The organism is Hwanghaeella sp. 1Z406, assembly GCF_048892425.1.
GTDB lineage: Bacteria > Pseudomonadota > Alphaproteobacteria > UBA8366 > Aestuariispiraceae > Pacificispira.
In genome coordinates, this window is sequence record NZ_JBLZHU010000004.1 from 21,198 (window position 1) to 48,118 (window position 26,921).

General features: G+C 53.1%; 27 protein-coding genes. 12 read left to right on the forward strand and 15 right to left on the reverse strand.

Annotated features, from left to right (window positions below):
• Positions 1–3 precede the first annotated feature (3 nt).
• The 13 genes from ACOSDR_RS09510 to ACOSDR_RS09570 form a co-directional block, all read right to left on the reverse strand.
• Entirely contained in the window at positions 4–453 is a 450-nt protein-coding gene (locus ACOSDR_RS09510; protein ID WP_420731080.1) for a c-type cytochrome, read from the reverse strand.
• 109 nt (positions 454–562) lie between these two features.
• On the reverse strand, positions 563–898 hold the full coding sequence (locus tag ACOSDR_RS09515) for a YHS domain-containing protein (RefSeq protein WP_064789705.1): 336 nt from the start codon (positions 896–898) through the stop codon (positions 563–565).
• 131 nt (positions 899–1,029) lie between these two features.
• A protein-coding gene (locus ACOSDR_RS09520; RefSeq protein WP_420731081.1) for an IS3 family transposase occupies positions 1,030–2,165 on the reverse strand; the annotation gives its coding sequence in 2 pieces (ribosomal slippage) (positions 1,030–1,931 and positions 1,931–2,165; 1,137 coding nt in all).
• 525 nt (positions 2,166–2,690) lie between these two features.
• Positions 2,691–3,890 carry an ABC transporter ATP-binding protein gene (locus ACOSDR_RS09525; RefSeq protein WP_420731083.1) on the reverse strand — a complete coding sequence of 400 codons (1,200 nt, stop codon included), beginning with the start codon at positions 3,888–3,890 and terminating at the stop codon, positions 2,691–2,693.
• A 70-nt stretch (positions 3,891–3,960) separates the two neighbouring features.
• Entirely contained in the window at positions 3,961–4,683 is a 723-nt protein-coding gene (locus ACOSDR_RS09530; RefSeq protein WP_022733249.1) for a copper resistance protein B, read from the reverse strand.
• A gap of 2 nt (positions 4,684–4,685) precedes the next feature.
• The gene (locus ACOSDR_RS09535) at positions 4,686–6,371 is read right to left on the reverse strand and encodes a copper resistance system multicopper oxidase (protein ID WP_339860595.1); all 1,686 of its coding nucleotides are present in this window, start codon (positions 6,369–6,371) and stop codon (positions 4,686–4,688) included.
• Positions 6,372–6,449: 78 nt separating this feature from the next.
• Positions 6,450–7,016 carry a cupredoxin domain-containing protein gene (locus ACOSDR_RS09540; protein ID WP_114090726.1) on the reverse strand — a complete coding sequence of 189 codons (567 nt, stop codon included), beginning with the start codon at positions 7,014–7,016 and terminating at the stop codon, positions 6,450–6,452.
• Positions 7,017–7,170: 154 nt separating this feature from the next.
• Complete coding sequence (locus ACOSDR_RS09545) at positions 7,171–7,527, reverse strand: hypothetical protein (RefSeq protein WP_420731084.1); 357 nt, start codon at positions 7,525–7,527, stop codon at positions 7,171–7,173.
• Between the two features lie 295 nt (positions 7,528–7,822).
• Positions 7,823–8,206 carry a hypothetical protein gene (locus ACOSDR_RS09550; RefSeq protein ID WP_064789708.1) on the reverse strand — a complete coding sequence of 128 codons (384 nt, stop codon included), beginning with the start codon at positions 8,204–8,206 and terminating at the stop codon, positions 7,823–7,825.
• 7 nt (positions 8,207–8,213) lie between these two features.
• Entirely contained in the window at positions 8,214–10,079 is a 1,866-nt protein-coding gene (locus ACOSDR_RS09555; protein WP_339860589.1) for a hypothetical protein, read from the reverse strand.
• Positions 10,080–10,116: 37 nt separating this feature from the next.
• Positions 10,117–11,973, reverse strand: a complete 1,857-nt coding sequence (locus ACOSDR_RS09560) for a phage integrase SAM-like domain-containing protein (RefSeq protein WP_063093910.1) — start codon at positions 11,971–11,973, stop codon at positions 10,117–10,119.
• Positions 11,966–13,261 carry a tyrosine-type recombinase/integrase gene (locus ACOSDR_RS09565; RefSeq protein ID WP_063093908.1) on the reverse strand — a complete coding sequence of 432 codons (1,296 nt, stop codon included), beginning with the start codon at positions 13,259–13,261 and terminating at the stop codon, positions 11,966–11,968. The genes ACOSDR_RS09560 and ACOSDR_RS09565 overlap by 8 nt, the downstream gene beginning before the upstream one ends.
• Positions 13,262–13,437: 176 nt before the next feature.
• Positions 13,438–13,875, reverse strand: coding sequence for a MarR family winged helix-turn-helix transcriptional regulator (locus tag ACOSDR_RS09570; RefSeq protein ID WP_420731086.1), 438 nt, complete (start codon positions 13,873–13,875; stop codon positions 13,438–13,440).
• A gap of 176 nt (positions 13,876–14,051) precedes the next feature.
• Between ACOSDR_RS09570 and ACOSDR_RS09575 the strand changes: the two genes are divergently transcribed.
• Genes ACOSDR_RS09575 through arsH form a run of 5 tightly spaced genes read left to right on the forward strand, consistent with a single transcriptional unit; the run spans position 14,052 to position 16,698 of the window.
• Entirely contained in the window at positions 14,052–14,384 is a 333-nt protein-coding gene (locus tag ACOSDR_RS09575) for an ArsR/SmtB family transcription factor (RefSeq protein ID WP_420731087.1), read from the forward strand.
• A gap of 25 nt (positions 14,385–14,409) precedes the next feature.
• Complete coding sequence (locus ACOSDR_RS09580) at positions 14,410–14,907, forward strand: arsenate reductase ArsC (protein ID WP_420722841.1); 498 nt, start codon at positions 14,410–14,412, stop codon at positions 14,905–14,907.
• Positions 14,904–15,584, forward strand: a complete 681-nt coding sequence (locus ACOSDR_RS09585) for an MIP/aquaporin family protein (RefSeq protein ID WP_420722840.1) — start codon at positions 14,904–14,906, stop codon at positions 15,582–15,584. Before ACOSDR_RS09580 ends, ACOSDR_RS09585 begins: the two co-directional genes overlap by 4 nt.
• Positions 15,581–15,985 (forward strand): arsenate reductase (glutaredoxin), encoded by a 405-nt coding sequence (arsC, locus tag ACOSDR_RS09590; RefSeq protein ID WP_420731088.1) that lies wholly within the window; start codon positions 15,581–15,583, stop codon positions 15,983–15,985. Before ACOSDR_RS09585 ends, arsC begins: the two co-directional genes overlap by 4 nt.
• Positions 15,982–16,698, forward strand: coding sequence for an arsenical resistance protein ArsH (arsH, locus tag ACOSDR_RS09595; protein WP_420731089.1), 717 nt, complete (start codon positions 15,982–15,984; stop codon positions 16,696–16,698). The genes arsC and arsH overlap by 4 nt, the downstream gene beginning before the upstream one ends.
• Here the strand turns inward: arsH and fumC are convergent.
• Positions 16,691–18,100, reverse strand: coding sequence for a class II fumarate hydratase (gene fumC, locus ACOSDR_RS09600; RefSeq protein WP_420731090.1), 1,410 nt, complete (start codon positions 18,098–18,100; stop codon positions 16,691–16,693). The two genes, arsH and fumC, sit on opposite strands and share 8 nt — an antisense overlap.
• Positions 18,101–18,250: 150 nt before the next feature.
• Here fumC and ACOSDR_RS09605 point away from each other — a divergent pair, with 150 nt between their 5' ends.
• Positions 18,251–19,507: a D-amino acid dehydrogenase gene (locus ACOSDR_RS09605; RefSeq protein WP_420722836.1), complete on the forward strand. Its 1,257-nt coding sequence runs from the start codon at positions 18,251–18,253 to the stop codon at positions 19,505–19,507.
• 19 nt (positions 19,508–19,526) lie between these two features.
• Here the strand turns inward: ACOSDR_RS09605 and ACOSDR_RS09610 are convergent, their stop codons facing one another.
• Positions 19,527–20,486 carry a LysR family transcriptional regulator gene (locus tag ACOSDR_RS09610; protein WP_420722835.1) on the reverse strand — a complete coding sequence of 320 codons (960 nt, stop codon included), beginning with the start codon at positions 20,484–20,486 and terminating at the stop codon, positions 19,527–19,529.
• A gap of 100 nt (positions 20,487–20,586) precedes the next feature.
• Here ACOSDR_RS09610 and ACOSDR_RS09615 point away from each other — a divergent pair, with 100 nt between their 5' ends.
• The 6 genes from ACOSDR_RS09615 to ACOSDR_RS09640 all read left to right on the forward strand — a co-directional run bounded on the left by ACOSDR_RS09615 (position 20,587) and on the right by ACOSDR_RS09640 (position 26,886).
• A complete protein-coding gene (locus ACOSDR_RS09615) occupies positions 20,587–21,453 on the forward strand; it encodes an ABC transporter permease (protein ID WP_420722834.1) in 867 nt (288 codons plus the stop codon).
• Entirely contained in the window at positions 21,453–22,238 is a 786-nt protein-coding gene (locus ACOSDR_RS09620) for an ABC transporter permease (RefSeq protein ID WP_420722833.1), read from the forward strand. The genes ACOSDR_RS09615 and ACOSDR_RS09620 overlap by 1 nt, the downstream gene beginning before the upstream one ends.
• 46 nt (positions 22,239–22,284) lie before the next feature.
• Complete coding sequence (locus tag ACOSDR_RS09625; protein ID WP_420722832.1) at positions 22,285–23,424, forward strand: extracellular solute-binding protein; 1,140 nt, start codon at positions 22,285–22,287, stop codon at positions 23,422–23,424.
• Between the two features lie 84 nt (positions 23,425–23,508).
• On the forward strand, positions 23,509–24,594 hold the full coding sequence (locus ACOSDR_RS09630; RefSeq protein WP_420722831.1) for an ABC transporter ATP-binding protein: 1,086 nt from the start codon (positions 23,509–23,511) through the stop codon (positions 24,592–24,594).
• A complete protein-coding gene (locus ACOSDR_RS09635) occupies positions 24,591–25,946 on the forward strand; it encodes an aspartate aminotransferase family protein (protein WP_420722830.1) in 1,356 nt (451 codons plus the stop codon). The genes ACOSDR_RS09630 and ACOSDR_RS09635 overlap by 4 nt, the downstream gene beginning before the upstream one ends.
• A gap of 13 nt (positions 25,947–25,959) precedes the next feature.
• The gene (locus tag ACOSDR_RS09640; protein ID WP_420722829.1) at positions 25,960–26,886 is read left to right on the forward strand and encodes a 3-keto-5-aminohexanoate cleavage protein; all 927 of its coding nucleotides are present in this window, start codon (positions 25,960–25,962) and stop codon (positions 26,884–26,886) included.
• Positions 26,887–26,921: the final 35 nt, after the last annotated feature.

Here is a 26,921-nt window from a genome sequence, read left to right on the forward strand (position 1 = left end):
GCCTCACATTTGGTGTTTTTGGTACGCGATGCCGTTTGCTTCCTGTAGCTCACGTACGTAACGAATGATCCGTGATACCTGTTCCGAACTTACCTGAGGTTGGGGCGGCATATCGCCGAAGGGCCAGTGATGTTGTTTCGCCCCGTTTCCAACAGCAAGGTAGAATGCGCGGTCTGAATGATGACCCGGATTGTAGATCCGGTGTATCAGCGGCGGACCTTGTTCCGTACCGGTTGCATTGCGTCCGTGACAAGCAACACAGTTCATATCGAAAAGCTGTTTTCCTACCATTGCTTCCTTGCTGAAGCTGGGGAGCGCAATCCCGTTATCGGTCAGTTCAAGATCTTTGATGTCATCTTTCCCGGGCAGAAACGAATTCAGGGTCATGGCGATGATCCCTACTGCGAAAAAACCGATGACCAGGTACTTTAACCAATTGATTTCTTTTTTCATTTCCTTCTGGCCTTTGTTTTATGCGTATACATCGAGTAGTCGAAGAAACGTCAGACAATGCGAACTAAGCAACCTTGGTCAGGTTGCTGCTGCCTATGATTTCGCTGAACTAGCCTTGCGATACATGAGTTTTTCGGGTGATTGCGCTGCCACCGACATAATTGTCTGGTGACGCTTCAAATGCTGAACGGCAGGTGTCTGAACAGAAGTAAAATACGTCGCCGCTATGAATGGTTGTTTTGGCGATGCGCGGGTCGACAGTTTTATGACAAACCGGGTCAACGGCGGAATGAGGGTGCTCCCATCGGATTGCCTCAGCATGACCGTCCGCTTGTTTCTTATTGTGGGTGTGCTTTTTGTGGCCAAACATGTGAGCACCGCAACCAAAGCGCATCATCAATATGATGAAGGCTCCCCAAAGCAACCAACTGAGAATATTTTCCATTTCTCTTTGCCATCCCATAAATACCTTTAAGTCCGACTGTTCTGAATGAAAACAGCATGGTGCCGAATACCGACGCGCAATCTTCACGCAAGTGGACTTGTAACGGTTTGGTTCCGATCACTTGTCTCTCATTATGCCACCTTAGCTTCGAAAGCCAAGGGGCTTATGCCGCCCAGATATGAGTGGCGCCTTCGGGTGTTGTAGAACCCGTTGATGTATTGGAAGATGGCAGCCTCAGCCTGATTGCGTGTTGGCCAGCTTTGCCGCCAGATCAACTCCGCCTTGATCGTATTAAAGAATGTCTCCACCGAGGCATTATCGTAGCAGTTGCCCTTACCGCTCATTGATGGACGCAGGCCATAGGCCTGCAACTTCTTTTGATAATCATAAGCACAAGCACAATATTGGCTACCACGATCCGAATGGAAGATGCACCCTTCCGGCGGATTGCGAAGGCGCACTGCCATATCGAGCGCCTGGATCGCCAGATCCTTCTTCATCCTGTCACTGACCGCCCAGCCAACGACGCGGCGTGAGTGCAAGTCAAGGATCACGGCAAGGTAGAGCCAGCCCTGGGTTGTCCAGATATAACTGATGTCGCCAGCCCATTTACGGTTGGGTGCATCAGCGACAAAGTTGCCTTCCAGGACATTGGCCACAATACCCAAGCTATGGTTGCTGTTGGTCGTGATCTTGTGTTTACGGGTGCGAACCGGCTTGATCCTGTTGATCTTCATCAACCTGCCAACACGGCGTTCGCCAACGTCAAGGCCAGCTTCCTTCAACTCCATTGTCATCCTCGGTCTGCCATAGCTGCCAAGGCTTAGGCCATATTGCTCACGGATGTGCGCCAGCACCTTCATGTCACCGCGCTGCCGCTGGCTCATCGGCTGTGTCAGCCATTTGCGAAAGCCGCGCGGGGTTACCTGCATGACGTTGCACAGCAGTCCCACTGACCAAATATGCCGCCACTCTTTGACAAATCCGAACTTCACGGGCGTTGGCTCGCGAAGAACTGCGTGGCCTTTTTTAATATGTCCCGCTCCTCCTTAAGGATACGGTTCTCCAGACGCAGGCGTTCATTCTCGCGGGCAAGATCAGCTTGCGGCTGCGCAGTCAGATCACTAGGCCGATATTGTGACACCCACTTGCTCAATGTCGAAAAGCCGACCCCTAAATCCGATGCCACCCGACGGCGCGGTAACCCACTGGTCAGTGCAATCCTAACTGCCTCTTGCTTGAAATCATCAGTATGCTTGATCGCCATGTTCGGTCTCCTTGAGTGAGGTATATAATCTCAAGTGACCGGAACCAAACCGTTACAAGTCCAAAGCCATCGGCACGCGCAGAAACCAGAACAGTTATTCGCTATTTGTTTGGGAGGATCAGAATATGGGAGGTTGGAAAATCCATGACCGAGATACCGGTTGAAGGGACATTTCTTCTATCCCGTTCTGTACAGGAGAAAACTCGGAAATCGGTAGGATAATCTCGGTAAGGACCGCTGATGTGGAGTGACAAGAAACCTGAGGGCAGCACGAAGTCAGATCATGTTGGTGATCAATGTCGAAATCACTGATTTCTGCAGAATGCGCAGGAAAGGAGCCACTGGACGCGACTGCAATATGGGGAGCAAGCATTATAGCACTGATCCCGACAAGCAGGATCAGTACGGCGCGTATAAGTGCTTGCTGTGCATTCATTGATCAAATCCCCTCTGGGCAGAAGGTAACACATATGCCCCTGAATATCGAGTTACGTTGACCTACCTCAACTATGGGTAAGTCTTTTTTTACCCTGCTTCAGATAGAACCGTTACATCTGCAAACTGATTGTCCGTAATCTCGATTTCCTTGGAGATGTAAGGTTTGATTTCGGAGTATCTGACATGAGCATCGGCTTGCGCCTGATAGTAACGAAAGAGCTCTTTGAGCGGAGCGCCCATGTCTTTGTATGCAGTTAATACTGCGATTAGTGCTCCGAGCGTGAGGTCGCCCTTTATCACCAGATACCCCCCTATTGTGTAAAAGAAGAATGGCGTCATCTGAGATATAAAGTTGTTTAAAGACTTCATGGCGAACTTGTTTTTGTGGATAGAAAGACGAAGATCATGAAGTCGTTTGTATGACCCGTAAATATCCCGAGCACTTGGCTGGTGGTCGTTTGAGATATTCCCGATCTTCTCCCCGAGAACCCTGACTTCTTTCAGCCGCGTTCGAGACAAAGCATTAATTTTCTTTTGAAATCTGGGAATGACAAAAATCTGAAGCGGCAACAGTGCTGTTGCGGCGATGCCCAAGACCAAATCTTGCACGAGCATGAAAGCCAGAATAGTCAGGAACGTGCCACCTTGTAACAAAGGTAATACAATGGACTCCGATGCATACCCAGCTACGGGCTCTACCTCCTGAACAATAACCGGAATTAATTCCCCGCCTCTGGGGGACGGCTTTCGAAAGCTGAATTTTGAGATATCGAGCCGCAGGCGGCGTGACATGTGTTCTGCCAATGCACCGGATTGCAAATTGACCTGGTATTTCAATCCACCATGTAAGCCAATAGCCAAGAGGAACAGCATGCATAGTGCAAGCAACGTCTGCGTCTGTGACAGTTCTATACCCATATACATGATTGGGAAGTGTCCGGACTCTATGGCATTGTTGATGATTAGCTTCGGTAGTTCGAGACTCATGTAAAGTGCCGGTAGTGACGTTATTGCCAGCAGGCCCAGTTTTAGCTGTCGTTTCCATGATGCTCTGAATATGTACTGCAGGAGCGGTGTTCCGTTCTTTGAGAAGGACTTTTGAGCTTGCCACGCAAGAACAGATTTGCGGCGTTTTAAAAGCCTGTATCCCGTTGCACTGAGAATAATAATAAGTGCAACCGGAACCCCAAACACAACCAAATGGAAGACAAAATGAACCCACCAGTGTGCATCGCTTGATGTGTAGTGCGTTAAACGGTGCCCCATATCGTGGACGATTTCCATCATCTGTGTCAGGTTCCTTCAAAAGGTTCGATAAAAACAGACAGGGAGGAAAATCCTCCCTGTCAGATGAAGCTTAGAAAAGAAGGCGGAGACCGGTCACGAGGTAAGTTGCTTCGTAATCCTCGCCGTCGTCTTTTGCAAAGTCTGCGGTTTTGCCAAGTTTGCGTTCATAGGCAACCCCAATGTACGGTGCAACGGCTCGGTCGATTAGATCATAGCTAAGCCGCAGTCCGATTTCTGCGCTTGAAAACCCGCGCCCGACCTCTATTTCGCGATCCTCAGAGAATGCTGCATTCAGCTCAAGCGAAGGTGTGAGGATTAAACGATTGGTCAACAAGCCTTCGTACTCAACATCAAGTCGCGCACTACCGTCTCCGGTTTCGCTGACAAACAGGTCAGCGTCGACTTCAAACCATTGAGGAGCAAGCCCCATGATACCAACCGTTCCATACCAACGATCTGTTGTGCTTGGCGTATCCAGACGAATACCGGCCTTGGCATCAAAGAAGTCACTGATTGGTGTTTGCAAGACCAGCCTGTTCTCGAAGTTTTCGTAAAGGTCGTTTTTGAGATCACGCTCGCCTTCGCCTTGCCAGCGCAGCTTCAACTCATCGGTTCCTACAAATGCGTCACCATCCCAAACAAAGAGATTTTCGTCTTCATCACCTGATCGGTATTCAAACTGCTCCATTTGAATGCCATAGAAGATGTGATTGTCTGCTTTGGCAGTGAACGAGAAGGACAGGATCGTGGCAAGAACACCACCACCAATCGCGGCCAAAGTTAGGGTTTTCATTGTTATTGAACTCCATTCTCAAGTGCTGCGACGGCTGGACCGCCCTCAACAATCACTTTGCGGAACATTCCAGAAGCCATGTGATAGCTCAAATGACAATGGAACGCCCATTGCCCTGGTTCATCAACTTCGGTTTCCGAATAAACAGTCATGCCTGGATTGATATTGATGGTGTGCTTTACCGGATCCCATTTACCGTTACCGGTATCGAGGATTGACCACATCCCGTGCAAATGCATCGGGTGTGACATCATGGTCTCATTGACGAACTTGAACCGTACCCGTTCGCCATATTTCAAGCGGATAGGTTCTGCATCTTCGTATTTGACGCCATTGATTGACCAAGTATAGCGCTCCATGTTTCCCGTAAGACGCAGTTCAATTTCACGCGTTGCCGGCCGCTCCGGATACAAGGGCTTCTGTGCTTTCAAGTCGGCATAAGACAAGAACTTGCCGCCATTCGCTGCTTTTGGTGTCAAACCACTGCCAGCGGCATAGAAAGGATCATCTTTGGACATCGCCATCTGAGAGTGATCCATCCCGGCCATATTCGAATGGTCCATTCCAGCCATACCGTTTCCGTTACCGCTGCTCATCGAAGAATGGTCCATTCCGGCCATGTCACCGTGATCCATTCCCATATCAGCCATTGTCAGCAACGGAGCGTCCATGCGTCTGGCTGGCATTTCAGCTTTCAGCCCTTCTTGCGGTGACAGCGATCCGAATGCATATCCCGAGCGCCCCATTGATTCAGCCATGATTGCATACGGCTTTTCAGCTGTCGGCTGAACAATCACATCGTAGGTTTCTGCAACCGAAATGCGGAATTCATCAACCTTGACCGGTTGAACGTTGTTGCCGTCGGCCTGCACAACAGTCATTTCAAGTCCCGGAATACGGACGTCGAAGTAAGTCATGGCAGATGCATTGATGAAGCGTAGGCGCACACGTTCATTGGCCTTAAACAGGCCTGTCCAGTTCTGCTCTGGTGACTTCCCGTTGATCAGACCGACAAATCCCTGAACATCTTCGATGTCGGTCGGCATCATGCGCATGCTGCCCCAGTCACCACGTTCCGACAACGTCGCACCGAAGCCATTTTCAGAGACATCACTGATGAAATCGCCAAGGGTGCGTTGGTTGCGATTATAATAATCGGGCATCATTTTGAGGTTGCGCAAAATACGTGCGCCGGAATGCGGGTGCTTGTCTTTCAGGACAACCACATACTCCCGGTCGAACTTGAACGGTTCTCGCTTTTTGGGTTCGATAATGATCGAACCATACGCCCCGTCCGGCTCCTGAAAACCGGAATGGCTGTGGAACCAGTAGGTACCGCTTTGCGAGACTGGAATGCGATATGTGAATGTTTCACCAGGCGCAATCCCCGGAAAGCTGATTTCCGGCACCCCGTCCATCTGATAGGGCAAAATAAGTCCGTGCCAGTGAATGGACGTTGCCTCATCAAGATTGTTGGTCACCTTGATGACAGCCTCTTCGCCTTCCTTCAAACGCAAGGTCGGGCCAGGGGAAGACCCATTATATCCGATACCTGTGGTTTTCATTTCACCGGTATCAATTGTAACGTAATCAACAGACAGATCGTAATTCGCCGCATTGGCTGTCGAAGACACAGCAATAGCGGCCAGCACACCCCAAAGGGCACTGCGGGCAAATTTCTGTTTCATTTTTTGAAATCCAAAAAGATCAGGTGCGCCAGAGGCCCAAGGGAGAAAAACCTCTGGCGCAGGAAGGTGGATGACCGATTACTGCAGGCGGACTTTGCCGACCATGCCGCTTTCATAGTGACCCGGGACATTGCAGGCGAACTCAAGTTCCGCTTTCTTGGGGAACGTCCAGATCACCTCAGCCGACTTGCCCGGTTCCAGCAAAACGCTGTTGGGGTCGTCATGCTTCATGGTCATTCCATTCCCCATGTCCATTTCCATCATGTCCATGTTGATCTTGTCGGCCTCAAGCGCTCCATGTTCCATCATCATCATCATTTCTTCCTGATGACCTGCATGCATGGCTGCAGTTCCAATGTTGAATTCGTGAACAAATTCGCCCTTGTTCTCGATAACGAAGCGAACGGTTTCACCGCCCCGGACAATGATTTTTTCCTTGTCGTAGAAATTGTCTTCCATAGTGATTCTGATCGTGCGCCGCACATCGGATATCTCGCCGGGTGCCCCGATTTCCGATGCACCGTCATTATGACCGCCACTATGACCCGCACCCGCAAAGGCAGGTGACTGAAGACCGACAAGCGCGCCAAGAATAAAGGTTGAAACGCTAACGCGACGCATAAGGGAATTCTTGAAGTTGGGCATGTATATGCTCCTAATAGATATTCAGTAAGAAGGCCCTCGTCCCATGTTCAATCACGACAACAGTCTGCGCTGCTGTAATTCAGGCAAAACGCTGTTTCATTCGAGGAACAGTGATTGAACCAGGCAAAGGGATGTTCGGAAAATCTGAAATATCTCAGGAACGCGGAGGCTTGGCTCTAACGTCCAAATCTGCGGAAGTCAAAGTCAGGTCCTGATACCAGTATGTTACCGCAAGCACCGTTGGGCTGGAAGACAGAACACCTTCTACTTCTTTAACGAACGGGCCGCAAACCGCCATACCGCAAAGATCCGCATGCATGTCACGTCGATCATGTTGCGAGCTATCAGAAACATCGATCATGACGCCGTGATGATTGTCACGGCCATGTCCCGAACCTGCTTGCACACCCTCAACCCCCGACAGCAGAACTGTCATGGCTATCGCGATTGCAAGAAAGCAGGAAAGAATGCGCACGGAACGTTCCTTAGTGATGCGTTGCAACATACGCAATATCGGGCTCCCCCGGTTTCGTCAAGTGGCAATATTGTGGCAAAGCCAGACCATTTCACGAATTTACATCTGCTGCTTGAGCCATCAATCTGGTTCGGGCTATTTGTCAATCTGGCAGACTGGGCAAAGGCATGAACTTGGGGAGGCGCCTCTCTGCTGATCTGCGGAAGTGATCTGTCGTAAGTGGGATGATTTATGGAAGATGGGAGACATGTGCATTAGGAGAGGCTTGGCGTAGACACCACGATTGATGTAAAAGGCTTGTTAAGAGTCTTCCTGTGTTGTGGAAGGCCCATTACGTATCAGAACCTTCTGCTTGTGTCATACGTACTGCCTGACGAATTCTTGAAGCCGTTTGTCGTTCCATCTCGCGCATTTGAAGCAGCATTGCTGCCATCAGGTCTCTCGCCGTCCCAGTTTCCTGTTTTAATTTGGCGATTTCCTGACGCAGACTCATGATCTCATTTTGTTTTGATGATTTTGCTGTTGCCTCAAATGATTTCAGTCGTTCGAGCACTTTGGGATATTTGTAAAGCGTTGTCCGGCTATGCCCCGCTTCGCGTGCTACCATGCTTTTGCTGATTCTGGGTGTATCACTGGTATTGGCTTTCTGAGCATGACGCGCGAGGAGCCGATCAATCGCCATCATGAATGCGGCTTCAACAGATGTGGTGGACATGGTTTCATTACCCGGGATTGCTGTTTTCTGCAGCTGCAGTTTCGGTGGTTTCAAGCTTGTTCAGCACCATAATGCATTGTTCGAGACGTTGTTTGCAGAGTTGTGCGAGAGCAAAGTCATCATTGGTCGTTGCCGTTTTCAGATCATCTTGCAATTTGACCCGGCGGTCTTTCCAGAAGGGCAAATGAGTTTCGTCAAGGACAAGGTTTTGACATTCCCAACACAAATCGGGGCGGGCGGCCGACCATAGCGGCGCACTGATCACCCATCGGGCTGAACAGCCAACCGTGCAATTTCCGGTTCCCTGTCGAAAGAGACAGGTGCCGAGGGATGTCTCTCCCCAGCGAATATCATGTGCCCGTATACCCGAGGTACGAACCAGTTCTTCAATATCGCGTCGGCGGTCATCTTCGGGACGGTTGTCCAGAGATCTTCCGAGTTGATTCGCAGTCTCTTTCAGTTTTCCACTGAGGGCCCCCGTGACGTTTTTTCTGCCGGCAATCATTTCGCCAATGAGAGAGACCGTTGACTGAACCGCAGCATCATCAAGGATCTGTTTCAGTTCTGGATCCGCATTTATATATCCCTGTTCGGTCATCGCCATACTGATGTGTTTGAAATGCTCCTGAAGCACCGGGAGCATGCGGCTGTCGCTTCGGATGACATATTGGGCGAAGGATTTGCGCCATTGATGAGAAGTAACAGTCCAATCCTTTACACCGCTTCTGACAAAGAACCTTCTCTGGCAGCGATTGACCCAACTTAAAGTATGGGCTTTCACATCTTTGGTCAGGCTTTTTGTTCGGCTAAAACCGACAATCAGTTCGTTGATGTTTCTTCGAGTGCGCCAGGGGGCGTACAACCTTTCGATGACAGATATTGCCTTGACCGGAACAGGAAGGTGATCACTCCCGACCGGGCGCAGTCCGGTGACCCAGGTGGCCGGGCGAGGCGTTTTCGTCGTCTTGTAGATATGACCGGAAAGATAAAATATCTCATGAAGACCGCTGGCCGACGGTTCAATTTTTATGCAATCGGGCAAGGCATTTTGTGCCAGTGGCGTATCAGAGGCTTGCAGTCCCAGCAATTCACTCACTCTGATACCCGACAATCCCTGGATGAGGATCAGGCACGCGTCAGTCAGAGAGTTCATGCGATCGCGTAAATGCTTCCTGTCTGGTGCATGTTTTTCGGCAACCTGCAGGTCTTTGGTGTCCGCGAAATGCCGAGCCTGTAAAATAATATCCTCTGCCGCGTCAAGCATGCACAAGGCGCTGGTCATTATGTGCAAAAATATGGGGTCGGGGACTGGCGGGACGTATCCCTGTTCCCTGCCTGCCAACTGTTTCGCGACCTCGAACGCTGTCATGCCATGCCAGGGGGCGCTGCCCGGTACAGGAATTCCCGCCTTTGCCAGAACAGGGGCCTGATATCCCAGAGAAACAGGCAATGCGAGATGTTCCATAAGATACACGGCGTTGAGATTGGCTTTATTCTGCTTGTCGATGAGCAGGTTGTCGAGATACTGGTCAAAAGCACAGGTATCAAGCGCGCCGAAATGAGCGTAGCCGGATTTGCCCATCCAGCGAGCAAGATAAAGAACCCGTCGGGAGAGTTTGCCCATTGAGCCCGGCTTGTATCTATGCCGCTGTCTTGGGTCGACAATCAGTGACCAGACCAGTCGACGATGTGCGTCGAGCAATATCGCCCATTTCGGGTCTACGAATTTACTGCCGTCCGGCATGATGAAATCCCAGCGTATGGTGCTGGCTGCAGCGTCGTGACCTGGCGTCAGATTGTCGAAGAACCATCTGTCATCATACCAGCGGGAATGGCGGTTGATCCTCGTTTCCCGCAGATCTTCCGCTGCCATGAGATGATATGCTGTAGCGGTTTGTATAGGGTTCATGTCATTCGATCAGAATGGCGTGGGTTCTTTGAATGTTTTTGGCCTCATGCCAAACACTCCTGGCCGGGAACTTGCTGAGCCAATTGTCCAGGCCCTTTTGTACCGTTGACCAATATAGCCAGCGACCTGGCGGTAAATCGTGACGTGCTTTCTCAATGGCATTGTGGAGATGAAGCAGTTGTGCCAAAGCGTGTGAATTGTCGGGGATCACGGCGGCGCGAGGACATAGCGGACACTCTCCCCAGGCGGTGCAGAGTTGTCCTGTGGACTGGGATGCGAGAGGAGAATCATAGGGGTCGGTGCATTCAAACCCCGGCGTTGCGGCGCGACCTGTATTGTTTGGAAGATTGATACGGTCATCGGACTTTCCAGATGTCCGGATATATCGTTCCCGTCGGTTCAAAAGATTGCCCAATGTTTCCCGTCTGCGGTGCCGGGCCGCTTCCGACACATAATGCGTTTCCGTTGTCTCTGTGTGCCAATGATTGAGAATTGCCTGTTGTGCCTTGATATCCCCGTTACTCAGTTGATTGACAATCTCCGAGATGGTGGGGCGAATGTTCGACAAGCTGAAATCAGGGAGTTGATTGTCTTTTCTGAAAGCAGAAAGTGCGTTAGGGAAGGTGCAGGTTGCATTGAGATAATGATGAGCCCTTCCGTAATTTCTGCCCTGAAATATGAAGAGCATATCATGGTCGGGATCGTGCTCGGCATTTGGGAGGCGACGGGTCAGCTTTCCGACATTGTTGAAAATGGAAATCGGGCTATCAATCTCTGTGCTATCCTGAGGATAGGTTCGAACCTGATCGCCTCGCGCGCGTTTCTTCCCGCCGACCACCCGATATCTCGGCGCCAGTTCGGCACTTCCTTTAAGTAACGAGCTCTCCCGAAGGGCGGATTTTCGTAAAGCCAGTATGGTTTCCGGATTGAAGGCCGTCCTGATTGCCATCATCACGACAAACGGGACCAGAGAGCGCTTTGTTGCATACAGCCACGGAGCAATACCCTTGATCCCTCCGAAAAACTCGATTTGTCGTCGCCGGCCATCGCCGTCAGCAAAGAATTGTTTGCTGTTCGTCACATAGCCACCATAGCGGTCTTCAATGATTGCCAGCAATGTTTCAAGTCTATGCTCGGTGGGTGAAGCACCCGCCTGCAGGCGTTCTCTACCTGATTTAATAAAGTCGTTTCCTTCTTCCCATTTGCGCATCCATGTCTGCATTTCTTTGATGCAGGCGCGCTCAATCGTTACAAGATCGGTGATAGCCAAAATTGGTCGATGAGCAATTTGCTCGTTTATTCCAGGCCAGGGATTTGGCTGGATATAAGCATCCCCAGGGACTTCGCTTGTATATTGTGGATTTTGTTTAAGATAGTGCAATACAACACGGAGTGGGGAGATTAACCCGGCTTTCGTTTTGCTTGTAAGCTGTTGGGTGTCGAGCCAGAAAATGTACTCATTAAAAAGAGTTGTGGTCAGATCCGACAGTTTAAAATGTGCTTTTCCCTGTTCGCACATAAAAGCAAAGAAGCGATTGAGAGCTTGAACCTTGTTGACCTGGGTAGAGGGACCAAACTTGCGAATATGCGAGAAAATGGCCGTAGCAAACGGAACAGACAGATGTTCGGCTTTCAGCCAATCGTCGCTGACATTGATCTGGGCACTGCCGCGGTTGGATTTTGCGGTACGGGGACAGTTTAGCGTGAGTTGACACAGTTTTCCGTCAGGTGACAGCTTTTGGATAACCCCGTATTCTCTCTCTTCCTTTTCCGGACGGGCCAGGTTGTTCCTGTCGAAGGCAGGTGCCGCACCCGGGCGATACGTGAGAAAAGATCTGTCCATGCGCTTTCTAGCCATCGCGTAGGGCCTTGAGATACGTATTCAGGGTATCTGTCATGAGTGCTTCCCGAATTTGTACACTCCGCAAATATGTATTGATTGTTGTCGTTATGTGACTATGGCCAAGCAATGTTCGCAGGCTGAGCCAGGGTTCTGCTTTGCCCGCGCGAACCAGTTCAAAATACATGGTAACCGCAAAGGTATGACGGAGGTGATGAAAGCTGTGCAGGGCTTCAGGTCTGTCTAAGGGGCTGGTTGTGCCGTTTTTATGGGAAGGGCATACAAGACCGGCTTTCAGAACCGCGCGCTGAAAGTGGCGCCAGATGGAATGAGCTGTCATTGCTTCACCCGGATTTCTTTTGGCATGGGCGTGATTGACAAAAAGAGCCTCGACAGATGTTTTCGCGCGTCGAACCGCACGGGCCCGTTCTGTTTTTACGTAATGTCGCAGATCATCATGGATTATGCCCGGTACGACAACTGTGCGCGGCTTCAGGCCTTTGGTTTTGTAAAGAGGCAATGCGACGTTGCTGTAGCTACCATCTTTCTTGAGATTCTTGTATTGCGACAGAGTGAGGTTGGCGCATTCGTCAAGTCGCATTCCTGTGGCGACAGCAAGGCTGGCAATGAGCCGGTCTCTGCATGGACGACGATCAGCTTTGTCTCCGGGGATCGAACCAAGTTCGGCGAGCACTCGTTGAAGAGCTTCGGGAGAAAATGCCTCAGCCGTTTCACTGTTATAGGTTCTCGGAAGCAGTTTACTCGTTTTGACCGTATTGTCGCCGGATTGAACATGCGCCATCCGGGTAATTGCATAATTTCGGGGTTTGATACGTTCTTCGTAAAACTCTTTCGCATCAAATTCAATCAAGCCTTGTCTGGACGCCCATTCATAGAAGTCAACGATGGTGCCAAGCCTGCGGCGTACTGTTGCAACAGCATATCGTTTACCGGTTTTAGGTGATTTGCTGCATAAAAGCTTGTCGCGATATAGTTCGATGTCATCGAAACAAGCAGCGTCCCAATCCCTATGAATCAAGCCTAGATATGTGAACCACTCATACAGGTCATAGGTTAAAGCTGTTTGTGTGTTTCCTACCGAGGGAATTCTCGAGGACCGGACGCATTTGTCATGGAGATAGAATAAGACCGGCTCAACAATTCTGCATCCGTCATAGACAAGATAGTGGAAACCGGTAGGGAGACTGTGGCTCTTCACTTGATCCCACTCGGTATCGCGGATGATCGTTGCAGGTCGAACGACATCCGCTGTTTTGGCAACCGTGTAGTAGGGAACTGTCAGCATGCTTCCCTCATTCCAAATGTCGGGCACCGGGTTTTGTTTGTCATCTTGAGGCTGTGATATCAGACCTTACCTGCACCGCCAGCATGCTGGCGGTGCAGGTAAGGTCTGTAGGCACAGTGGCAGCTAAACAGCCATGTTAGCAAGGAAGTTTGTGTATGTGAACAATGTTAGTAATGTCATATAACGTCATTTGATAGGAGATTAAGTTTGACGCGCTGCAACAGTGTCAACAGCGCGTCGTGTTCATTCTCTGGGATTCCATTCAGTGCGGCTTTTTGTGTTTCAGCGGCATGTTCCCATAAACGTTCCAGAACAGGCTCCGCCGCAGGGGTTAGATAAAGCTGAATAGCCCTACGATCTGTGGGATCTGGTCGTCGTTCGATTAATCCGTTTTCCTGTAGGTAATCCAATTGGCGACCCAATGATATGGGCTGTATTTCCAGGTATTCTGCCAGCGTCACCTGCCGTATCCCTTCATGATGGGACAAATACGCCAAGGCGCGCCATTGCGCCTGAGAAAGCCCTAAATTGACGGCGCGCTGATTGAAATCGCGCCGCAGCAACCGGGCTACTTCATGCACAATGAAACCAAAGCTCTTTTTGGGATGGCGCATAAACAAACTTTCTGAGGATTTAGTAAACATTATATATTATATAAGAAGCTGACAAACAAGACTGTCAGCAAATTTCGCAAAAACATCACAATTCTGTCCCCGAAATGGGCCATCTTAGCGCCAGAAGCGACGAGCCGGATATTGACAACAAATGATATATCCATTATTCATGAATTATGGATATAAACAAAGCACTCGCGGCGTTTTTCGCCCTCAGTCAGCAAACCCGCCTGGATGTGTTTCGGCTTTTGGTAAAGGCGGGATCAGACGGGCTGAACGCCGGGGAAATCGCGTCTCTGCTGGACGTGAAACAAAACACCATGTCTGCCAATCTGACCGTGCTGCTGAATGCCGGGATGGTGCGCAATGAACGACACGGCCGCACAATCCGCTATTTCGCCGATTTTGATGCCATGCGCGCTCTGTTGAGTTTTCTGATGGAAGACTGCTGCGGCGGCCGCCCTGAACTTTGCCAACCTGTTATCGACGAAATTGCCTGCGCTTGCTGAGCTCGGGCTTGCTGGGGAGGAAACCATGAGTGAACATGTCTACAATGTGTTGTTTCTGTGCACAGGAAATTCTGCGCGGTCCATTATGGCCGAAGCCCTTATGAACCGTCTTGGCCAGGGCCGGTTCAAGGCATTTTCAGCAGGATCAAACCCCAAAGGGGTGGTTCATCCACAAACCATCGACCTGTTAAAGCGAATGAATTTCGATACAAGTTTTGCGCGGTCAAAAGACTGGGCGGAATTTGCAGAGCCTGGCGCCCCGGAAATGGATTTTGTCTTCACCGTCTGCGACAATGCCGCTGCGGAAGTGTGCCCAGTCTGGCCTGGCCAACCAATGTCTGCACATTGGGGTGTTCCTGACCCCGCAGAAGCGGAAGGGACTGAGCCGGAGAAAGCCCTGGCCTTCTCTGACACCTATCGCATGTTGAATTCCAGGATATCAGTCTTCACCTCTTTGCCGATAAACAGCATCGATAAGCTTTCACTGCAGAAGAGGCTAAATGATATCGGAACGAAAGAGTGACCACGCTGTTTCGTAAGCTGGCGGCGGAGTTTGTTGGCACTGCTTTTCTGCTGGCTACAGTCGTCGGCTCAGGGATTATGGCGGAAACGCTAGCCGGTGGGAATGTGGCGGTAGCCCTTCTGGGCAACACCATCCCCACCGGTGCCATCCTGATCATTCTGATCACGCAATTCGGACCTGTCTCCGGGGCGCATTTTAACCCGGCCGTAACCCTGGTTTTCGCCTTAAAGCGAGAAATTTCCGTCCAACAGGGCCTTGGCTATGTCGGCATTCAGGTTCTGGGAGCCTTGGTCGGCGTTTGGGCTGCGCATTTGATGTTTGGCGAAGAGGTTTTGCAATTTTCCCAGAAAATACGCAGTGGCGGGGCGCAATGCTTTGCAGAAGCTGTGGCAACATTTGGATTGGTGATGACGATCCTAGGAACAATCCGGGTTAAGAAAGAAGCAGTTGCCATGGCTGTTGGTTTATACATCACGGCCGCTTATTGGTTTACTGCGTCAACATCCTTTGCGAATCCGGCCGTCACCATTGCGCGCGCCTTTTCCGATACCTTTGCGGGGATCCGTCCCGAAGATGTGCCCTGGTTTATTGCCGCCCAATTGGTGGCCGCCGTGTTGGCCTTGGCGTATTGCAACTGGCAATTCAATACTCCTAAAAGTGAGGCGAATGACGCATGAGTATTGTTATCCATCACAATCCAGACTGTGGCACATCCCGCAATGTGCTGGCGATTATCCGCGCCTTTGCGGGAGAGCCGACTGTCATTGAATACCTGAAAACCGGCTGGACCCGGGAGCAATTACTGGGATTGTTCGCGGCAGCAGGCCTGACGCCACGCGATGCGTTGAGAGTTTCAAAGTCACCGGCTGAGGAAATGGGGCTGACCGATCCAACTGTGTCTGACGAGATGATCCTGAATGCGATGGTGCAACACCCCATTCTGGTCAACAGACCCATCGTCTGCACGAAAACGGGTGTTCGATTGTGCCGCCCGTCAGAGGCTGTGTTTCCCCTGCTGCAGGTTCCGCCCGGCACACGCTTTACAAAAGAAGATGGCGACATAATTATCGCTCCATGAACGACACGCTTCCCAACATCCAGAAACCCCAGCTGCACCCCATTGATATCGGTCGTTTGGCGCATGCGGGTGAGCCGACCCACCCACCCCGCATACTTATGCTGTATGGATCACTGCGGGACCGATCCTATTCGCGTTTATTGACGCAAGAAGCGGCGATGGTTTTGCGCGAATTGGGGGCAGAGGTAAAAATCTTCAATCCATCCGGCCTGCCATTGGTCGATGATGCGCCCGATACCCATGAAAAGGTCCAGGAATTGCGCACATTGTCGTTGTGGTCTGAAGCACATGTCTGGTGTTCTCCGGAACGTCACGGGGCGATGACGGGCGTGATGAAGACACAGATCGACTGGTTGCCACTGGCCCCAATTGGCGGCTTTCGTCCGACCCAGGGGCGAACCCTGGCCTTGATGCAGGTTTCCGGTGGGTCACAGAGTTTCAATACGGTCAATCAAATGCGCATTTTGGGGCGCTGGATGCGCATGATAACCATCCCCAACCAATCCTCCGTCGCCAAGGCCTTTCTGGAATTCGACGAAGACGGGCGCATGACCCCATCGCCCTATTACAATCGCATGGTCGATGTGATGGAGGAATTGATGAAATTCACCATCCTGACCCGGGGACGTTCCGACTATCTGGTGGATCGATATTCCGAACGGGTTGAAAGCGCCCAGGACCTGTCCAAACGCGTGAACCAGAAGTCTATTTAGCCGCCGTGTCTGTTGGCCCGGTCATGGCCAGTGGGTCGACCCAGTCGTCATATTGTTCGCCCGTCACCAGCCCTGAATTAAGCGCTTCGTCGCGCAGCGTCGTACCATTCTTATGGGCTGTCTTTGCGATCTTCGACGCATTGTCATAGCCGATATGCGGGGCCAACGCGGTCACCAGCATCAAGGATTGCGCCATCAGCGACGATATCCGCTGCCGATCCGGTTGAAGGCCCTCGATACAGTTTTCCCCAAAGGAACGACTGGCATCGGTCAGCAAGCGGATGGACTGCAGGACATTAAAAATCAGCACAGGCTTAAACACGTTCAATTCAAAATTACCCTGACTGCCCGCGATGGTGACGGTCATGTGATTGCCCATCACCTGAGCACAGACCATGGTCATAGCCTCACACTGTGTCGGGTTAACCTTGCCCGGCATGATCGAAGACCCCGGCTCGTTCTCCGGCAGGATCAGTTCCCCAAGGCCGGACCGCGGCCCCGATCCCAGGAAGCGAATGTCCTGGGCAATCTTAAACAGACCCGCCGCGATTGTGTTCAGCACACCAGAGACTTCTACCATCGCATCATGGGCCGCGATGGCTTCAAATTTATTCTCCGCGCTGACAAACGGCAGGTCTGTTAATTCCGAGACATGCACGGCAAAACGATCCGCAAAGCCCTGTGCAGAATTCAGCCCGGTCCCCACCGCCGTTGCCCCCTGCGCCAGGGGATACAAGCGCGGCAGGCAGGACTCCAACCGGTGTAATCCCAATTCAACCTGGCGGGCATAGCCGGAAAACTCCTGCCCCAGGGTCAAGGGTGTCGCATCCTGCAAATGGGTGCGGCCCAGCTTGACAATCTCCTGCCAGGCGGTCGCCTTTTCCGCCAAAAGGCGATGCAGATACGTCAGGGCAGGCACCAGTTCTGAGTGCAGCTGGCGCACCGCCGCAATATGCATCGCGGTGGGAAAGGTATCGTTGGACGATTGTGACTGATTGACATGATCATTGGGATGCACGGGGTCTTTGGACCCCAAAACCCCGCCCAATTCCTCAATAGCGCGATTAGCGATGACTTCATTGGCGTTCATATTGGTTTGTGTGCCAGACCCGGTCTGCCAGACCTTTAAGGGGAAATGCGCATCCAACGCACCATCGGCGACCTCTTTCGCGGCATTCACAATAGCCATTCCCAGACGCTTATCCAGCAAACCCTGTTCCATATTCGTCAGGGCAGCAGCCTGCTTAACAATGCCCAGCGCATGAATCAGCGGCAACGGCATGGTTTCCGTCCCGATCCGGAAATTCTGCAGGCTGCGTTGTGTCTGGGCACCCCAATATTTCGCGGTTGGCACATCAATACTGCCAAAGGCATCTGATTCCTGGCGCATCGTGTCGGTCATTGCTGCAGTCTCCCATCCGTCTGGTTTAGGCATTCAACCTGTCGCCTATTACATGGGGGTGCCCCTGTTCAAATCCACAGCGCTGTGCCATCTTCTGACAAAATCACACACGATTGATCCGCGCCAGCAGGCTGGATATCAGGGGATGTTATGCGTGTTATTGTTTTAGGGGCTGGGGTCATTGGCGTCACAACGGCCTATTATCTGGCCCGGCAAGGGGCGGAAGTCGTGGTCATCGACCGCCAGCGCGGCCCCGGTATGGAAACCAGCTTCGCCAATGCCGGGGAGTTGTCTTATGGCATGAGCAGCCCCTGGGCAGCGCCCGGCATTCCCCTGAAGGCACTGAAATGGCTGTTCATGCGCCATCGCCCCCTGTTCATCTGGCCGCTGATCAGTCCGACCATGTGGAAATGGTGCCTGCAATTATTGATGAATTGTAACGAGGCATCCTATGCCCTGAACAAAAGCCGCATGGTGCGGGTTTCAAACTATAGCCGCGATGCCCTGACCGAATTGATGGACGAGGTCACCATCGACTTTGATCAACGAGACCAAGGCACGCTGCAATTGTTCCGCACCGAAAAGCAGGTCAAGGCAGCGAAGGCGGATCAGGCCGTGCTGGATCAATTCAATTCGCCCTATGAAGTACTGGACCGGGATGGCTGTATCGCGGCAGAGCCGGGCCTGCGCCATGTCGCCGATAAATTTGTCGGGGGCCTGCGCCTGATGGCGGACCGCACCGGCGATTGCCGTGCCTTTACCCAGGCTTTGTCGGAAAAAGCCGCAGAGCTGGGTGTGGAATTTCATTACAATGTCGTGATCGATCGGTTCGTTTCCGAAAAGGGTAAGATCATCGGGGTGGAGACGGAACAGGGTCTGGAAACCGCCGACCGCTATGTCTGTGCGTTGGGTCCCTATGCACCGATCCTGTTAAAGACGATTGGTATTCGCCTGCCGATTTATCCGATAAAGGGTTATTCCATCACCCTGCCCGTCACGGATTCCGACGCAGCCCCGCAATCGACCATCATGGACGAAACGCATAAGGTCGCGATTACCCGACTGGGCGATCGCATCCGCGTTGCCGGGCAGGCGGAAATCATTGGCTATAACAAGCGATTGGGCGGGCATGCGACCGACAGTGTGCGCCATGTCGTCAGTGACCTGTTCCCCAAAGGCGGAGATGTCAGCAAGGCGGAAGGCTGGACCGGTCTGCGTCCCATGACGCCCGATGGCACGCCGGTGATCGGTCCGACACGGTATGACAATCTGTTCCTGAATACCGGTCATGGCACATTGGGATGGACCATGTCCTGTGGTTCTGCCCGTGCTGTTGCGGATCTGGTCATGGATAAAAAGCCGGAAATCGATATGGACGGCCTGACAGCTGCGCGTTTTGGGCAATAACGACCCGTCCTGAGATGTCCTATAAATAGGTGCGCTGCTCAATCGGCGTGATATTGATCTGTTCCAGTAAGGACTCCAGCAAGGCGCTTTCCGCCCTATTCATCTTGGCCTTTGGATTCCACAAGACATGAACGTCTATCGCCGGGGGATCCTCATAGGGGGGAATGCGCCACAGCAACCCGTCTTCGATATCCCGCCGCACAACATGAATTGGCAAGGGACCCACCCCCAGGCCTGCGACGATCATGCGTCGCACCTCTTCCAAATGGGCAGACGTCCCCACAACCCGCTCGTCCAATTGGGCAGCCGCCCGCATCAAGGTGACAGGGCGCAAGGCATCCCCCATCTGATCGGTCACGAAACTGACCGATGAATGGCCGACCAGATCCTGCTTTGTCAGATTAAGCCGCCCGAACAGCGGATGTGTGGGGCCGCAGAACAGTCCGAAATACTCACGATACAGCCGCCGATATTCAAGTTTCGGATTTGGATCTTTCACCAGACATACAGCCATGGATGCCCGGCGGGCCAGCACGGCGGCTGTCGCCTCCCGACTGGCAGAGACGTCAATTTGCAGCGTCGCAAGCGGATGATTGGTGTGAAATGCTGTCAGCGCATCATTAAACAGGGGGGAGATCACATGGCTGGCCATGGCAATGCGAACATGACCGCGCACTTGATCCGTGACATCGCGCATGACAGTTCCCAGGCGCAGGATCATGCCATGAATGTCGATTACTTCCCGCTGTAGCAACCGCCCCGCTTCCGTCAGTTCAAACCGCCCGGGGGAGCGCTCTATCAGTTTTTTCCCTATGCGATCTTCCAACCGTTTCAAAGCATTAGAAACGGTGGGTTGTTTCAGGCTGAGCCGTTCCGCCGCATCCGTGACACTGTTGGATTCCGCCAGGATCAGAAATGTCCGCAGTAGATTCCAATCAAGATCGCGGGCAAGCCGTTCCGGGCTGGGATACAGGGCCATATTACCATTCCTCAAATCTATAGTCATCATTCTAACTATCTATTTGCTGAATAGTAAACCGCATGCAACCTTTTCTGTAATAAGAAATGGAGGCTCAGGGATGTCGGTAGAAGCGCGCGAAGCGCGTCAGCCTTGGATTCTACTCTCGCCAGCGCTCACCGCTGTGGCGTTGCTGCTATTCGTACCTTTGCTGTTCATCGTGGTCTATTCCTTCTGGCTGAGAACCGCCACAGGCGCAGATCAGGTTGGCTTTTTCCTGGACAATTGGCGTGAGGCACTGTCGGACGCTTTTTATCGCGACATCTTGCTCTATACGCTGAAGATCGGGGTGATCACGACCGTTGTCTGTGCCCTGATGGGCTATCCGGCCGCCTATTTCATCGCCCGTTCCAAAGGTAACAAGGCGATCCTGTTGCTGTTGCTGATGCTGCCATTCTGGATCAGTTACATTATCCGCACGATGAGCTGGATTAACATTCTGGGCGTATCTGGCGCGTTGAATTCAGCGCTTCTTGCGATTGGCCTGATCGATGAACCGATCCAGATGCTGTATAATCAGGCAACGGTCGTTCTGGGCCTGGTTCACTTCCTGCTGCCCTTTATGGTGCTGAATGTCTATGTCAGCTTGGAAGGGATTGATGCGTCGCTGGAAGACGCCGCGTGTTCCCTGGGCGCGACACGCTGGAACAGCTTCGTGGAAGTTACCCTTCCCCTGTCGCTGCCTGGACTGGCGGCGGGCGGGTTGCTGTGCTTCGTGCTTGGATGTGGAACCTATATCACGCCCCTGGTGCTGGGCGGGCCGACCGATGCCATGTTCGCCAATCTGGTCTACGAGGCGATAATCACCCAATTGGACTGGCCGCTGGGTTCTGCGCTGTCGCTGATGCTGTTGGCCGTACTGGGCGCGCTGGTGCTGATCTATAACAAGTATCTGGGCATGGCGCAGTTGATGAAGGGGCTGGGCTGATGGGATGGTCATTGATCCGCCTATGGACCATTCTGGTCTATCTGTTCATGTTCCTGCCGGTCGCGGTGGTGGTGCTGTTAAGCTTCAACGCCAGCCAGTTCGGCAGCTTCCCGATGACAGGCCTGTCCTTCCGCTGGTTTATCGAACTGGCCAATAACGACGCGATCTTGCGGGCGTTTCAAACATCCCTTGTGTTGGGTGCACTGACGGCTGTGATATCGACGACATTGGGTGTTTTAGCCAGTCTTGCGCTGGTGCGCTACACGGTGCCGGGCAGCAACCTGATTTCCACATGCCTGATCGCGCCGATCCTGGTGCCAGAGGTCGTGCTGGCGGTTGCCCTGTTGCTGTTCCTGAATTTCCTGTCGATCAACAAGAGCTTCTTCCTGCTGTTGATGGGGCATGTGATCTTCACCCTGCCCTTCGTCATTCTGGTGGTTCAGGCCCGGCTGGTGGGCATTCGCCGCGATATGGAAGAAGCCGCCTTAAGCCTGGGGGCAAGCCCGATCCAGACTTTCTTTCAGATCACGCTGCCTTTGCTGGCGCCTGCGGTCTTCGCGGGCATGCTGTTTGCCTTCACGATCAGCTTTGACGACATCACGGGAACACTGTTCTGGAAGCCCGGTGGCGTAGAAACCGTTCCCACTCAGATTTTCGCGATGCTGCGCAATTCGATCTCTCCTGAGATCAATGCGCTGGGCAGCGTGATGATCGCCCTTACCGTTGGTCTGCCGCTGCTGGGTGCAGCGATTGCCCGACGCATGGCCATGAAACGCGGCGGCTAGAACCGCGTAAAGCTTAATGAACCCAACCTTGAACAGGAGAATGAGCATGGATAACACAACACGGTATGAACGCCTTCGCGAACGCTATTTAAACGGCGATTTGGATCGGCGCAGTTTCCTGGGTCTGATCGGTGCAGCCGGTCTGGCCTATGGTGTGCAAACCCCCTTCAACAAAGGGGCCCTGGCAGCAGTCAGCCAGGTGCGTTTCGATGGCTGGGGCGGTGTCGTCTCTGAAGCCTTCCGGGAATATGCGTTTGGTCCCTATACCAAGGCAACGGGCATTGAGGTTGTCGATGGCACCTTCGGCGGGGGCGATGAATATCTGTCCCGCGTGAAAGCCAGCCAGCCCGGCGAATATAACATCGCCCATCTGTCCGGCGTGTTTGACTATGCCCGGTACCACAATCTGGGCCTCAGCTCCGAACTGAATGAAGACAATATTCCCAACCTGCAATACGTCATTCCCAAATTATCTGACGTGTTCCGCAAGGTGTCGGACGGCAAGCTGTCCTGCGTGCCTTATGACTATGGCACGACCGGCCTGGCCTATAACCGCAAGCATATCTCTGATGAAGAGATGAAGGAAAAGGGTGCCAAAATCCTGATCGACGAAAAGCTGAAAGGCAAAATCGGCGGTTGGAGCGATTGGCGTACGCGCATCTGGATGGGGGCCCTGCAAACCGGTCAGGACCCGAATGACATCAAGGATATGGATGCCGTCTGGGATGCGGTGCGCAAACATCGCGACCTAGCCCTGAAATACTGGACTTCCGGCGCTGAACTGATGAGCCTGCTGGCAGAGGAAGAAATCTATGTCACCGAAGGCTGGTCTGGCCGCATTTATGCCTTGCAGGAGCAGGGTCATGACATCGGCTATATGGATCCGCCCAACGGCTTTGGCTGGCAGGAATGTCTGTTCGTTCTGAAAGGCTCCCCCATGGAAGCCTGTGAAGAACTGCTGAACTTCATGCTGGATCCGGCAACCTCCATCGCCGTCGCGGAAGGACAGAACTATCCGCCAGCGCTGGACCCGCAGAAGGTTGATCTGGGCAAGAAAATCCCAACTCTGCCCGCCTTTGACCCGACCGGCACCTTGTCCGGCCTGACCTTTGCCGATCCAGATTACTGGAACGGGAACGAGCAGGACTGGTCCAAGACCTTTGGTCGCGTCCAAAAAGGCTATTAAGCCTGAAACAGGTCCGGGGGTGGGTTACGATCCACCCCCGGCACCTTGGAATTCCTAAGTGAACCCGTAGATCGGAGACAGCCCGTGAGCGCCGTCACCCTAACAGATATCGTAAAACGCTTCGGCAGCTTTACTGCCCTGCATCAAACGTCGCTGGAGATTCCGGAAGGGAATTTCGTGACCTTGCTGGGGCCGTCTGGTTGCGGCAAGACAACGACCCTGCGCATGATCGCCGGATTGCTGGACCCCACCGAAGGGGAAATCAAGATCAAGGGCAAGCGCATGAATGATGTGCCGATCCACAAGCGCAATCTGGGTCTGGTGTTTCAGAATTATGCGCTTTTCCCCCACAAAACTGTCGCAGAAAACATCGCCTTCGGGCTGAAATATCGCAACATCTCGAAAGCGGATGCAGAAGAGAAAGTAAAAACGGCCCTGGATCTGGTGCAGTTGCCCCATGTTGGTGACCGCTATCCCAAGGCCTTGTCCGGCGGGCAACAGCAGCGTATCGCGCTGGCCCGCGCGATTGTCATCGAACCAGACGTCCTGTTGCTGGATGAACCCCTGTCCGCGCTGGACGCCAATCTGCGCGAAGATATGCGCGTGGAACTGAAACGCATTCAACACCGCATCGGTGTCACCACAGTCTTTGTGACCCACGACCAGTCCGAAGCCCTGGCGCTGAGTGATCATGTGGTCGTGATGTCCAATGGTCGGGTCGAACAGATCGGCGCGCCAGAAGAGGTTTACAACACGCCAGCCAGCGAATTCGTCGCCAGCTTTCTGGGCACATCCAACATCCTGTCGGCCCAGTGTCTGGACCTGGATGGCACGGAGGTTTCATTGGACGTGCCGGATCTGGGCCGGTTGAGCATTCCCAAATCCCGCGCCCCGAAGCTGGACAGGAAAGGTCCTGTCAAATTTGTCGTTCGGGCAGAAAAGGTAACCCTGTCGTCAGATGGTTCTGCTCCGCAGGACGGAATCACCGCGAAAGGCACCATTGAAGCGGTTGACTATCAGGGTCAGGCGGCGCGCTATTTCGTCCGTGTCGGCGCACATCAGATGCAGGTCATCAACATGATCGATCAGCATCCATTCGCCGAAGGAGACACAGTATCCGTTCATCTGCGCGGTCGCGATTGCACCGCCTTACCAGGAAACCAGGAATGAGCACACCGCCTAAGAGTCACCTGTTTTATCAAACCCGTCGCCGCCGCCCGGTTCTGGATCGGGCGCGGGGCGTTTATATGTGGGATGTTGATGGAAAGCGCTATCTGGATGGGTCATCCGGCGCGATGGTCTGCAATATCGGTCATTCCAATCCCCGCGTTCTGGAAGCGATGCGCGCCCAGATGGAGAAATCCAGCTTCGGCTATCGCCTGCATTTTGAAACGGAACCGGCTGAGCGCCTGGCGGCCAAGACTGCGGCCCTGGCCCCACCCGGCCTGGAGCGGGTATTCTTTGTCTCCGGCGGGTCCGAGGCGGTTGAAAGCGCCACCAAGCTGGCCCGGCAATACACTTTGGCGATTGGTCAGGCCCAGCGCTACAAGGTGATTTCCCGCATGCCCAGCTATCATGGCTGCACCCTTGGTGCGCTGGCGCTGACCGGCTATGCCCCGATGACCGCCCCTTTCGACCCGATGATGAAATCCATGCCAAAGATCCCGGCCCCTCGCGCCTATCTGGATGGATTGAACGCCGATGATCCAGCGACTGGGCTGTATTACGCCAATATGCTGGAGGCAAAAATCCTGGAGGAAGGGCCGGAAACCGTGCTGGCCTTCATCGTGGAGCCCGTGGGCGGCGCGTCGACCGGTGCGCTGGTGCCTCCGGCTGGCTATGCCCAGCGCATTCGTGAAATCTGTGACAAATATGGCGTGCTGCTGATCCATGACGAGGTCATGACCGGCGGCGGACGTACCGGGAAATTCTTTGCGGCCGAGCATTGGGACGTCGCCCCCGATATCTTGGTCGTATCCAAAGGGTTTGCAGCAGGCTATTCCCCCTTGGGCGCGATGGTTGCGCATGAGCGCCTGGTGGAACCTGTGCTGGACAAGGGCGGCTTTATCCATGGCTTCACCTATGCAGGAAACCCGCTGGCCTGCGCGGCAGGACTTGCGGTGATCGAAGAAATTGAAAGTCAGAACCTGATGGTCAATGCGACCGCCATGGGTGACCTGCTGAAGGCGGGCCTGACAAAGCTGATGGATCGGTTCCCCTTCATTGGTGATGTGCGGGGGAAGGGGTTGCTGCTGGCCTTTGAATTGGTGTCGGACCGCAGAACAATGCTCCCATTGCCAAAGCAATTGGCGGCGTTTGATCGGCTGGTTGAGATTGCCTATGACAAGGGACTGATCATCTATTCCCGGCGCACGCGCGGCGGATATGAAGGCGATCATTTCCTGGTCTGCCCCCCGATGACCATTACCGAAGAACAGGTCGGGGAAGTTCTGACAACCCTGACTGAAGCGCTGGGCGATTTTGCGAAAGAGGTGGATCTGCCCGTCTCTGCCGCAGCGTAAGTGAGGCCCCTTTATGAGTAAGATTATCATCACCTGCGCGGTTACGGGGTCCATACACACGCCCTCCATGACCCCCTACCTGCCCATTACAGGGGAACAGATCGCGGAGAATTCAATTGATGCCGCAAAAGCTGGCGCATCGATTTTGCATCTGCATGCCAGGGACCCGGCGGATGGTCGGCCTTCCGCCAGTGCCCAGCATTTCATGGCCTTCCTGCCGATCATCAAGCAACGCAGCGATGCTGTGATCAACCTGACCACCGGCGGCAGCGCGACCATGACCCTGGACCAGCGGCTGGAAGCCCCGTTGCAGGTGGAACCGGAAATGTGTTCCCTGAATATGGGCAGCATGAATTTCGCCCTGTATCCGGCTGTTGATCGGATCACCGACTGGAAATACGACTGGGAAAAACCATTTCTGGAAAACAGCGATGATCTGGTGTTCAAAAACACCCCCCGCGACATCGCTCATATCCTGACAGAAATGGGACAGAACCGTGGCGCACGGTTTGAATTTGAATGCTATGATGTGGGCCATTTGTACATGCTGCGCCACTTCGCCGATCGCGGTCTGGTCCAGGCACCTTTCTTCATTCAGTTCGTGTTTGGCGTGCTGGGTGGTATTGGGGCAGACCCGTCCCATCTGATGCATATGAAGCAAACCGCCGATGCCCTGTTTGGCACCGACTATCAGTTTTCGGTCCTGGCCGCGGGGCGTCACCAGATTCCCCTGACGACCATCGCCGCAGCCATGGGCGGGCATGTGCGGGTCGGGCTGGAAGACAGCATTTATCTGTCCAAAGGCGTCCTGGCGAAATCCAATGCAGAACAGGTTGCCAGAATTCGGGAAATCGTGGAGCGTCTGGGCAGAGATGTCGCCAACCCCACAGAGGCCCGCGCGATCCTGGGCCTGAAGGGCGCAGACCGCACTAGTTTTTAAGTTCACGCAAAGGCCACCCGGCCGGTGAGGAGCGT

Bases quoted from the DNA above. Each gene is read 5' to 3' on its own strand.
- ACOSDR_RS09510 (WP_420731080.1), bottom strand. From the start codon at position 453: ATGAAAAAAGAAATCAATTGGTTAAAGTACCTGGTCATCGGTTTTTTC.
- ACOSDR_RS09515 (WP_064789705.1), bottom strand. From the start codon at position 898: ATGGAAAATATTCTCAGTTGGTTGCTTTGGGGAGCCTTCATCATATTG.
- ACOSDR_RS09525 (WP_420731083.1), bottom strand. From the start codon at position 3,890: ATGATGGAAATCGTCCACGATATGGGGCACCGTTTAACGCACTACACA.
- ACOSDR_RS09530 (WP_022733249.1), bottom strand. From the start codon at position 4,683: ATGAAAACCCTAACTTTGGCCGCGATTGGTGGTGGTGTTCTTGCCACG.
- ACOSDR_RS09535 (WP_339860595.1), bottom strand. From the start codon at position 6,371: ATGAAACAGAAATTTGCCCGCAGTGCCCTTTGGGGTGTGCTGGCCGCT.
- ACOSDR_RS09540 (WP_114090726.1), bottom strand. From the start codon at position 7,016: ATGCCCAACTTCAAGAATTCCCTTATGCGTCGCGTTAGCGTTTCAACC.
- ACOSDR_RS09550 (WP_064789708.1), bottom strand. From the start codon at position 8,206: ATGTCCACCACATCTGTTGAAGCCGCATTCATGATGGCGATTGATCGG.
- ACOSDR_RS09555 (WP_339860589.1), bottom strand. From the start codon at position 10,079: ATGGCAGCGGAAGATCTGCGGGAAACGAGGATCAACCGCCATTCCCGC.
- ACOSDR_RS09560 (WP_063093910.1), bottom strand. From the start codon at position 11,973: ATGGCTAGAAAGCGCATGGACAGATCTTTTCTCACGTATCGCCCGGGT.
- ACOSDR_RS09565 (WP_063093908.1), bottom strand. From the start codon at position 13,261: ATGCTGACAGTTCCCTACTACACGGTTGCCAAAACAGCGGATGTCGTT.
- ACOSDR_RS09570 (WP_420731086.1), bottom strand. From the start codon at position 13,875: ATGCGCCATCCCAAAAAGAGCTTTGGTTTCATTGTGCATGAAGTAGCC.
- ACOSDR_RS09575 (WP_420731087.1), top strand. From the start codon at position 14,052: ATGGATATAAACAAAGCACTCGCGGCGTTTTTCGCCCTCAGTCAGCAA.
- ACOSDR_RS09580 (WP_420722841.1), top strand. From the start codon at position 14,410: ATGAGTGAACATGTCTACAATGTGTTGTTTCTGTGCACAGGAAATTCT.
- arsC (WP_420731088.1), top strand. From the start codon at position 15,581: ATGAGTATTGTTATCCATCACAATCCAGACTGTGGCACATCCCGCAAT.
- arsH (WP_420731089.1), top strand. From the start codon at position 15,982: ATGAACGACACGCTTCCCAACATCCAGAAACCCCAGCTGCACCCCATT.
- fumC (WP_420731090.1), bottom strand. From the start codon at position 18,100: ATGACCGACACGATGCGCCAGGAATCAGATGCCTTTGGCAGTATTGAT.
- ACOSDR_RS09605 (WP_420722836.1), top strand. From the start codon at position 18,251: ATGCGTGTTATTGTTTTAGGGGCTGGGGTCATTGGCGTCACAACGGCC.
- ACOSDR_RS09610 (WP_420722835.1), bottom strand. From the start codon at position 20,486: ATGGCCCTGTATCCCAGCCCGGAACGGCTTGCCCGCGATCTTGATTGG.
- ACOSDR_RS09615 (WP_420722834.1), top strand. From the start codon at position 20,587: ATGTCGGTAGAAGCGCGCGAAGCGCGTCAGCCTTGGATTCTACTCTCG.
- ACOSDR_RS09620 (WP_420722833.1), top strand. From the start codon at position 21,453: ATGGGATGGTCATTGATCCGCCTATGGACCATTCTGGTCTATCTGTTC.
- ACOSDR_RS09625 (WP_420722832.1), top strand. From the start codon at position 22,285: ATGGATAACACAACACGGTATGAACGCCTTCGCGAACGCTATTTAAAC.
- ACOSDR_RS09635 (WP_420722830.1), top strand. From the start codon at position 24,591: ATGAGCACACCGCCTAAGAGTCACCTGTTTTATCAAACCCGTCGCCGC.
- ACOSDR_RS09640 (WP_420722829.1), top strand. From the start codon at position 25,960: ATGAGTAAGATTATCATCACCTGCGCGGTTACGGGGTCCATACACACG.